General features: G+C 59.1%; 9 protein-coding genes. 4 read left to right on the top strand and 5 right to left on the bottom strand.

The window, feature by feature from the left end; translation table 11 throughout:
- Window positions 1–177 precede the first annotated feature (177 nt).
- The 4 genes from EXZ48_RS33590 to EXZ48_RS33605 are packed head-to-tail and all read left to right on the top strand — an operon-like array spanning window position 178 to window position 3,156.
- Window positions 178–549: a transposase gene (locus EXZ48_RS33590; RefSeq protein ID WP_245290361.1), complete on the top strand. Its 372-nt coding sequence runs from the start codon at window positions 178–180 to the stop codon at window positions 547–549.
- Window positions 546–890 (top strand): IS66 family insertion sequence element accessory protein TnpB, encoded by a 345-nt coding sequence (gene tnpB, locus EXZ48_RS33595; RefSeq protein ID WP_023515142.1) that lies wholly within the window; start codon window positions 546–548, stop codon window positions 888–890. The genes EXZ48_RS33590 and tnpB overlap by 4 nt, the downstream gene beginning before the upstream one ends.
- 47 nt (window positions 891–937) lie before the next feature.
- Window positions 938–2,569, top strand: coding sequence for an IS66 family transposase (locus EXZ48_RS33600; RefSeq protein WP_023515141.1), 1,632 nt, complete (start codon window positions 938–940; stop codon window positions 2,567–2,569).
- Between the two features lie 2 nt (window positions 2,570–2,571).
- Window positions 2,572–3,156 (top strand): plasmid pRiA4b ORF-3 family protein, encoded by a 585-nt coding sequence (locus tag EXZ48_RS33605; protein ID WP_023515140.1) that lies wholly within the window; start codon window positions 2,572–2,574, stop codon window positions 3,154–3,156.
- Here EXZ48_RS33605 and EXZ48_RS33610 read toward each other — a convergent pair.
- From EXZ48_RS33610 to cyoA, 5 genes are read right to left on the bottom strand one after another with little or no spacing between them, the layout of a single operon-like run.
- Complete coding sequence (locus tag EXZ48_RS33610; protein ID WP_081870557.1) at window positions 3,139–3,444, bottom strand: cation transporter; 306 nt, start codon at window positions 3,442–3,444, stop codon at window positions 3,139–3,141. The genes EXZ48_RS33605 and EXZ48_RS33610 overlap by 18 nt on opposite strands.
- 56 nt (window positions 3,445–3,500) lie before the next feature.
- Window positions 3,501–3,908, bottom strand: a complete 408-nt coding sequence (cyoD, locus tag EXZ48_RS33615; RefSeq protein WP_023515138.1) for a cytochrome o ubiquinol oxidase subunit IV — start codon at window positions 3,906–3,908, stop codon at window positions 3,501–3,503.
- Window positions 3,905–4,525, bottom strand: a complete 621-nt coding sequence (gene cyoC, locus EXZ48_RS33620; protein WP_023515137.1) for a cytochrome o ubiquinol oxidase subunit III — start codon at window positions 4,523–4,525, stop codon at window positions 3,905–3,907. The genes cyoD and cyoC overlap by 4 nt, the downstream gene beginning before the upstream one ends.
- A gap of 4 nt (window positions 4,526–4,529) precedes the next feature.
- Window positions 4,530–6,536, bottom strand: a complete 2,007-nt coding sequence (cyoB, locus tag EXZ48_RS33625) for a cytochrome o ubiquinol oxidase subunit I (protein WP_023515136.1) — start codon at window positions 6,534–6,536, stop codon at window positions 4,530–4,532.
- Window positions 6,537–6,565: 29 nt separating this feature from the next.
- Complete coding sequence (gene cyoA / locus EXZ48_RS33630; RefSeq protein ID WP_245290423.1) at window positions 6,566–7,723, bottom strand: ubiquinol oxidase subunit II; 1,158 nt, start codon at window positions 7,721–7,723, stop codon at window positions 6,566–6,568.
- Between the last annotated feature and the right edge of the window lie 155 nt (window positions 7,724–7,878).

The following is a 7,878-nucleotide window of genomic DNA, read 5'->3' on the forward strand; positions in this document are numbered from 1 at the left end:
GAAGCGGGTCAAGAACACTCCATCCGGTGAGCATGATGCCGATGGCCGCCACAATGGCGCCGACCGATCCGAGAAGGGTACGCATCCGGCGTGAGCCGCCTTTTCAGATTGATGTGAATGTGGCCGATTGTCCTTATGGACGTGAATAAGGACAGTTACCGGTCGGATGTGAGCCGGATGGACATTATCGAGCTTGGCCGCCGGCGTGAGTTTACGGATGCGGTACGGCTGCGGATTGTGGAGGAGAGCTATTCTGCTCCGCGCCTTGCGTCTGCGACGGCACGCAAATACGGGCTCTCTCGCTCGCAATTGAATACGTGGCGGCGCGCGTATCGGGAAGGTCGGCTTGCCATCGGCGATTTTGATGGCTTCGTGCCGGCCCTTGTGGTGGCGGAGGCGCCCATGCCGGCGCCTGTACCGCTGAATTCGCCGTCGAGCACTGGGCGGATGGAGATCGTGATCGCAAACGGTCGGCGCGTTGTTGTCGACCGTGATGTCGATTTGGATGCGCTGCTGCGGATTGTCCGTGGCCTTGAGAGGCTGGAATGATCCCGATCCCGTCAGGCGTTCGGGTTTGGCTTGCGACGGGCTACACGGATATGCGGTGTGGGTTCCCGTCGCTGGCGCTGCGGGTGCAGGAGGTGCTGAAGCATGACCCGTTGGGTGGCCATCTGTTCTGCTTCAGGGGCAAGCGCGGCGATCTGGTCAAGATCGTTTGGCACGATGGTCAGGGGGCCTGCCTGTTCACGAAAAAGCTGGAACGAGGAAGGTTCATTTGGCCTTCGGCCGAAGGTGGCGCGGTGGCAATCTCTTCGGCACAACTTTCCTACCTGCTCTCCGGAATTGATTGGCGCGCACCGCAGGAAACTTGGCGACCGACGCGAGTTTGATTGTATTTAAGCATTGAGATTATTGGGAAATCTGGTTGAATGTCGTCATGACGTTGCCGCCGCTTACCCTGCCTTCGGATCTTGCCAGCGCCCATTCGGCGCTGTTGGCTGAACGTACGGCACGGCTGCAAGTGGAAGCACGGCTGGCGAGCACCGAAGCGCTGATCGTGGAGCTGCAACTCCTGATCGGAAAGTTGGAGCGCAACAGACACGGGCCGAGCCGTGAGCGCACGCAGCGGCTGATCGACCAGTTGGAATTGCAGCTCGAAGAGCTGGTGGCGTCAACGGCTGAGGACGAACTGGCGGCCGAAGAGGCCGCGGCCAAAACGCAGGCGGTGCGTGCCTTCACGCGTAAACGGCCAGTGCGCCAGCCCTGGCCGGAGGATATCGAGTGCGAGCGCATCGTCCTCGACGCACCGACAGCCTGCGCTTGCTGTGGTGGATCGCGGCTATCGAAGCTGGGTGAGGACGTCACCAGAACGCTGGAGGAGATCCCGCGCCGCTTCAAGGTGATCGAGACGGTGCGCGAGAAGTTCAGCTGCCGCGATTGCGAGGCGATCAGCCAGGCTCCCGCGCCGTTCCACACCACACCGCGCGGCTTCATCGGCCCGAACCTTCTGGCGACGATCGTCTTCGACAAGTTTGGGCAGCATATCCCGCTGAACCGCCAGAGCACCCGGTTCAAATGCGAGGGCATCGACCTGTCGACCCAGACGCTGGCCGACCAGGTCGGCCACGTCGCCTTTGCCCTCAAGCCGGTCTTTGACCTGATCGAGACGCATGTGTTCCAGGCCGAGCGGCTTCACGGCGACGACACGACGATTCCGATCCTGGCAAAGGGCCAATGCACGACCGGACGAATATGGGTTTACGTGCGTGACGATCAGCCATTCGCCGGGCCTGCACCACCGGCGGCGGTCTTCTATGCCTCCAGCGATCGGCGCGGAGAACACCCGCAACGGCATCTGGCCGACTTCAGCGGCATCCTTCAGGCCGATTGCTACAACGGCTTCAATCCGCTGTTCGACCGGACGAAGAGGCAGATGCCGGCAACGCCCGCCTTCTGCTTCGCCCATGCGCGCCGAAAGTTCTTCGAGCTGGCCGATGTCGCTCGCAATGCGCGGCGCGGCAAGGGTGCCAAACCGATCTCGCCGGTGGCCCTCGAAGCCGTCAAGCGCATCGATGCCCTGTTCGCCATCGAGCGCGATATCAACGGCCTGAGCGCGGCCGAGCGGCTGGCCGTCCGGCAGGAGAAGAGCAATCCGCTGCTGAACGATATGGAGGGATGGTTGCGCGCCGAGCGGCACGGCCTCTCGCGTTCATCCCCGGTGGCCGGGCCGATCGACTATATACTGTCGCGCTGGACTGACTTTGCCCGCTATGCCGATGACGGGAGGATTTGCATGACGAACAATGCCGCGGAAAGAGCGTTGCGCGGTGTAGCCTGCGGCAGAAAATCCTGGCTCTTCGCCGGTTCCGACCGCGGCGCCGATCGCGCGGCCATAATGCTCACGCTCATCATGACCGCACGGCTGAATGACGTGGATCCCAAGGCTTGGCTCGCCGATATCCTTGCTCGTATCGCTGACCTGCCGATCTCGCGTCTGCCGGAATTGCTTCCGTGGGAGTGGAAGCGGCTACGCCAGGGTGAAAGTCCAGCCCTCATGCTGGCGGCCTGACGATGGCAGCTTCCCTGGTCCGTCTGAAGGTCACTCTTGATCATGTCGAACCGATGGTGATGCGGCGCGTTGTCGTGCCGTGGCGCATCCGGCTCAGCCGATTGCATGAGGTCTTGCAAGCCGCGATGGGCTGGACGAATACCCATCTCTACGAGTTCCAGATTCGCGACGTCGGTTTTGGTTTGCCCGACCAGGAATGGGGGGATGGCCCGATCGATGCGCGCAAGGTCTCGCTCTTGTCGGCAATCCAGGACACCGGCGCGAAATCCTTCAAATACCACTACGACTTCGGTGACGGCTGGACGCACAGCATCAAGATCGAGCGCACGTTCCCCATCGTTGCGCTGGCAGACCCCATGCTGATCGAGGCAACGGGGCGCTGCCCGCCTGAAGACGTCGGCGGGCCTTGGGGATACCAGGAGTTCCGTGAGGCACTTGCCGATCCCTCTCATGAGCGGCACGCTGAGCTGGCCGAATGGTGGGGCGCCAAAGACTTCGACCCGAACCATGCTGCGTTCGCCGATCTCAATAGAGCCGTTGAAGACCTGGTCGCAAAATGGGCGCGTCGATCACGCCGAAAAACCTGACGGTCCGCTACGCCACGCCCCCCCAACTCCGAACCGAACCTCACCACCATAGACCGATTGGTCCTCATCCGCGCCCGCAGAAACCGCGTGGCTGCTCGGATGCTTACCGAGAAGGTCGCCGACGACGTGAAGGAGCGCGCCACGCAGGTTGCTGTCACCGCTGTCGCCGGACCATAGCGCATAGGCGCCGATAAGGTTCACGACGAGACCGATGGTCGCGACAACGAGCATCGGACCGGCGAGGATCTCCGCGGGCTGGTTGATGCGCTGCACCGCTTCCCAGGCGATCCACTTTAAACCAAGACTGTCTGTTCGTTCTGTAAGCCGGGTTCTTGGCGAGCTGGCTACGGCATATTCTTCATCATTTCTGGTGTCATCGGCATCATATTCGCGTTAAGGTGGTACATGATCCACAATGAGCCGGAAACCGCGATAAAGATGATGACGACGGTGAAAATTAGCGCCATCAGCGTCCATCCGCCTTCCGCGCGGGAGTTCATATGCAAGAAGTAGATCATGTGGACCACGATCTGCACCGCAGCGAAGAGTATGATCAAGACGCCCGTCGCGGTCTTGTTTTCAAGGACATTACCCATCACCAGCCAGAACGGAATCGCAGTCAGTATCGCAGCAAGTAGGAAGCCCGTTACGTAGCCACGAAAGGACCCATGCGTCCCGCCATGGCCGAGCCCACCGTGTTGATGGTCATGATCATGGTTGCCGTGCGCGTGGGCGTGTGGATTCGAACTCATATCAAAACTCCCATCAGGTAGACGACGGAAAACACGCCCACCCAGACTACGTCGAGGAAATGCCAGAACATGGAGAGGCAAGAGAGCCGCCGGCAGTTTTCCGAGCTCAGTCCATACCTGGCGATTTGCACCATCAGCGTCACAAGCCAGACAATGCCAATGGTGACGTGAAGGCCGTGTGTTCCAACGAGGACGAAGAAGGCCGACAGGAAGCCGCTGCGCTGCGGCGTGGCCCCCTCCCCGATCAGCTTGATAAACTCGTAGAGTTCCAGCCCGATAAAGGCGAGGCCGAAGAGACCAGTAACGGCCAGCCAGAAAAGCGTCTCCGATCTGGCGCCACGCTCCATCTGCAGCATGGCGAAACCGAAGGTGATCGACGACAGAAGCAGGAATGCCGTATTGATGGAGACGAGCGTCAGGTCGAACAGGTCGGCCGGCGACGGGCCTGCCGCATAATTGCGCCCGATCACGCCATAGGTGGCGAATAGGACGGCAAAGATCAGGCAGTCACCCATCAGATAAATCCAGAAGCCCAGGCTGGTGGCATTTTCCGGATGACGTTCCTGTTTCTGGTAGAATTCCGGCTTTACCGACGAAGTGTCGTGAGTTTGGTTCATGGTCTCATGCCCTTCCTGCAAGCAGGTCGGTGCGGGCGGCCTCCGTCTCGACGACCGTCTCGACTGGGATGTGGTAGTCCCGCTTGTAATTGAAGGTATGGGCAATCGCGACGCTCATGAGCGCCACGAAGGCCAGCGCCGCCAGCCACCAGATGTACCAGATCAGAGCGAAAGCCAGAACGACGCTAAGCCCGCTGAGAACAACGCCAGTACCCGTGTTTTTCGGCATATGGATGGCCTGGAAACCATCGACCGGGCGTTCATGACCTCGCTCTTTCATATCCGACCATGCATCGAGGTCATGAACGATTGGAGTGAAGGCGAAGTTATACTCAGGTGGAGGGGATGAGGTGGACCATTCGAGCGTGCGGCCATCCCATGGATCGCCTGTCTCGTCCTTCAGTTGATCACGTTTCACATAGCTGACGAAGAGTTGGACCAGGAACGCCCCGATGCCCAGCATAATCAAGAAGGCGCCAAAAGCTGCAATGATGAACCAGATCTGTAGCGACGGATCGTCGAACTGGCTGACGCGGCGAGTGACACCCATCAGGCCAAGCACGTAGAGCGGCATGAAGGCAAAGAAGAAACCGATCTGCCAGAACCAGAAGCTCAGCTTGCCCCAGAAGGGATCGAGCCTGTAGCCGAACGCCTTCGGCCACCAATAGACAATGCCCGCGAGCAGACCGAACAGTACACCACCGATAATCACATTGTGGAAATGGGCAACCAGGAACAGCGAATTGTGGAGCACGAAATCCGCGGGAGGAACGGCAAGAAGAACACCTGTCATACCTCCAATCACGAACGTGACCATGAAGCCGATCGTCCAGTACATGGGCAACTCGTAGCGGATGCGGCCTCGATACATCGTGAACAGCCAGTTGAACATCTTCGCACCGGTCGGAATCGAGATGATCATCGTGGCAATGCCGAAGAAGGCATTGACAGAGGCGCCGGAACCCATCGTGAAGAAGTGGTGTGCCCACACGAGATAGGACAGGATGGTGATGACGACGGTCGCGTAGACCATCGAGGTGTATCCGAACAGGCGCTTGCCGGAGAAAGTCGATACGACTTCCGAGAAAACGCCGAAGGCCGGCAGAACGAGGATGTAGACCTCCGGATGGCCCCAGATCCAGATGAGGTTGATATACATCATCGAATTGCCGCCAAGATCATTCGTGAAGAAATTTGTTCCCACGTAACGGTCGAGCGAAAGAAGGGCGAGCGTCGCCGTAAGGATAGGGAACGTAGCGGCGATCAGGATGTTGGAGCAGAGCGAGGTCCATGTGAAAACCGGCATCTTCATGAAGGACATGCCCGGCGCGCGCATCTTGACGATTGTGGCGATCAGGTTGATGCCAGACAACGTCGTCCCGACACCGGCCACCTGTAGCCCCCAGATGTAATAATCGACGCCGACGCCGGGACTGTAATCCGCGCCGGAGAGCGGCGGATAGGCGAGCCAGCCGGTACGGGCGAATTCCCCAACGAAGAGCGACATCATCACGATAATGGCGCCGCCCACGGTCATCCAGAAGGAGAAATTATTGAGGAAGGGGAAGGCGACATCGCGGGCGCCGATCTGCAGCGGCACGACATAATTCATCAGGCCGGTGATCAGCGGCATGGCCACGAAGAAGATCATGATGACGCCATGCGCCGTAAATATCTGGTCGTAGTGGCTCGGCGTCAGATAACCCTCGTTGCCGCTGAAGGCGATCGCCTGCTGGATGCGCATCATGATCGCATCGGCAAATCCCCGTAGCAGCATCACGAGCGCGAGGACCACGTACATGATCCCGATCTTCTTGTGATCCACGCTGGTGAACCATTCCCTCCAAAGGTAGCCCCAGAGTTTGAAGTAGGTGACGGTACCGAGGATCGCGGCGCCGCCGATGGCGACGACGACGAAGGTTACCATGAGGATGGGCTCGTGCAGGAAGGCAAGGGATTCCCATGACAACCTGCCAAAAATGAATTCCATAATGCTGATGTTCGTAGGCATTCGTGTTTCCAGTATCTGTCAACCGATGGTCATGGATTGGAGATGTCATTGGTTGGCGCGAATGAGACACCCTGCGTGCTGTCTTTTGCCGGGACACTACCGTCCATAACCGTGCCATCTGGCATGATGTGGCCAACGGCTGCCCGGCTCGCTTCCGCCGCGGGAATGGCGCTTCGGTCGTCGATGAACGCACTTGCTTCGGAGGCTGATCCTGTTACGGCATCGTCCTGGGTTCCTTCGGCCTCGGGTGTCGAAGGCGGATAGAATACATCGAGACCTCTGAGCGGCGCGCGGCGCGTATCGTAGTCGAGCCTCTCCCTGTTCTTCTCGCTTTCGAGACCGCCACCACCCATCTTGTCGATATGCATCATCTGGTTCATGCACATCGTGCCCGGGGTGGCGCAGAGATTCAGGATCGAATCGTAGAGTCCGCTGTCGACGCTGGCGTAATAGCGCACCGGCTCCTTCATGCTCGGCTTTTCCAGCTTCATATAGCTGTCGCGATTAAGCGTGGTGCCGATCCGCTTCACCTGCGCGACCCAGGTGTCGAAGTCAGCCTGGGTCAAGCCGCGGAACTTGAAGCGCATCTGCGAAAAGCCGCCGCCGCTGTAATTGGCCGAAAGCCCCTCGTAGTCGCCAGGAACGTTCATGACCGCATGGAGTCGTGTCTGCATGCCCGGCATGGCATAGATCATGCCCGAGAGCGCCGGAACATAAAACGCGTTCATGACCGATGATGACGTAATCTTGAAGCTGATCGGAACGTCCACCGGCGCTGCGAGTTCGTTGACTGTAGCGATGCCATATTCCGGGTAGAAGAACAGCCACTTCCAGTCGAGCGCCACGACTTCCACCGTCATGGTCTTTGTATCTTCCGTGACAGGCCGTTGCGCATCGATCCGGTCGAGCGGACGATAGGGATCGAGTTTGTGAGTGCTGATCCAGGTGATCGCACCAAGCACGATGATGATGGCCAATGGCGCCGACCAGATCACTACCTCGAGAGCCGTCGAATGGTGCCATTTGGGGTCGTACTTCGCCCTTTTGTTAGACTGGCGATAGTGCCAAGCGAAATAGAGGGTGAGAAACATCACCGGTATGATGATGAGCAGCATCAATAGCGTCGAGACAACGATAAGATCGGCTTGTTGCCTTGCAATATCGCCTGAAGGCGACATGACGACCATTTTGCAGCCGCCCAGCAGGAGCAATAGCGGGACGGCAACGGCAAGGCGAACGAACTTCTTGGAGAGAAGCACTTCTAACCGCCTTAATGCATAGCACCGGACGTTTTGGCGACGAGAGGCAGGCTTTTGCTGGCTGCGCGACACCGCAGGCAAGT

Origin of the sequence: Shinella sp. JR1-6, assembly GCF_004284735.1 — a bacterium.
GTDB lineage: Bacteria > Pseudomonadota > Alphaproteobacteria > Rhizobiales > Rhizobiaceae > Shinella.

Coding starts and splice junctions, on each gene's coding strand:
- EXZ48_RS33590 (WP_245290361.1), top strand. CDS start 178: ATGGACATTATCGAGCTTGGCCGCCGGCGTGAGTTTACGGATGCGGTA.
- tnpB (WP_023515142.1), top strand. CDS start 546: ATGATCCCGATCCCGTCAGGCGTTCGGGTTTGGCTTGCGACGGGCTAC.
- EXZ48_RS33600 (WP_023515141.1), top strand. CDS start 938: ATGACGTTGCCGCCGCTTACCCTGCCTTCGGATCTTGCCAGCGCCCAT.
- EXZ48_RS33605 (WP_023515140.1), top strand. CDS start 2,572: ATGGCAGCTTCCCTGGTCCGTCTGAAGGTCACTCTTGATCATGTCGAA.
- cyoD (WP_023515138.1), bottom strand. CDS start 3,908: ATGAGTTCGAATCCACACGCCCACGCGCACGGCAACCATGATCATGAC.
- cyoC (WP_023515137.1), bottom strand. CDS start 4,525: ATGAACCAAACTCACGACACTTCGTCGGTAAAGCCGGAATTCTACCAG.
- cyoB (WP_023515136.1), bottom strand. CDS start 6,536: ATGCCTACGAACATCAGCATTATGGAATTCATTTTTGGCAGGTTGTCA.
- cyoA (WP_245290423.1), bottom strand. CDS start 7,723: ATGGTCGTCATGTCGCCTTCAGGCGATATTGCAAGGCAACAAGCCGAT.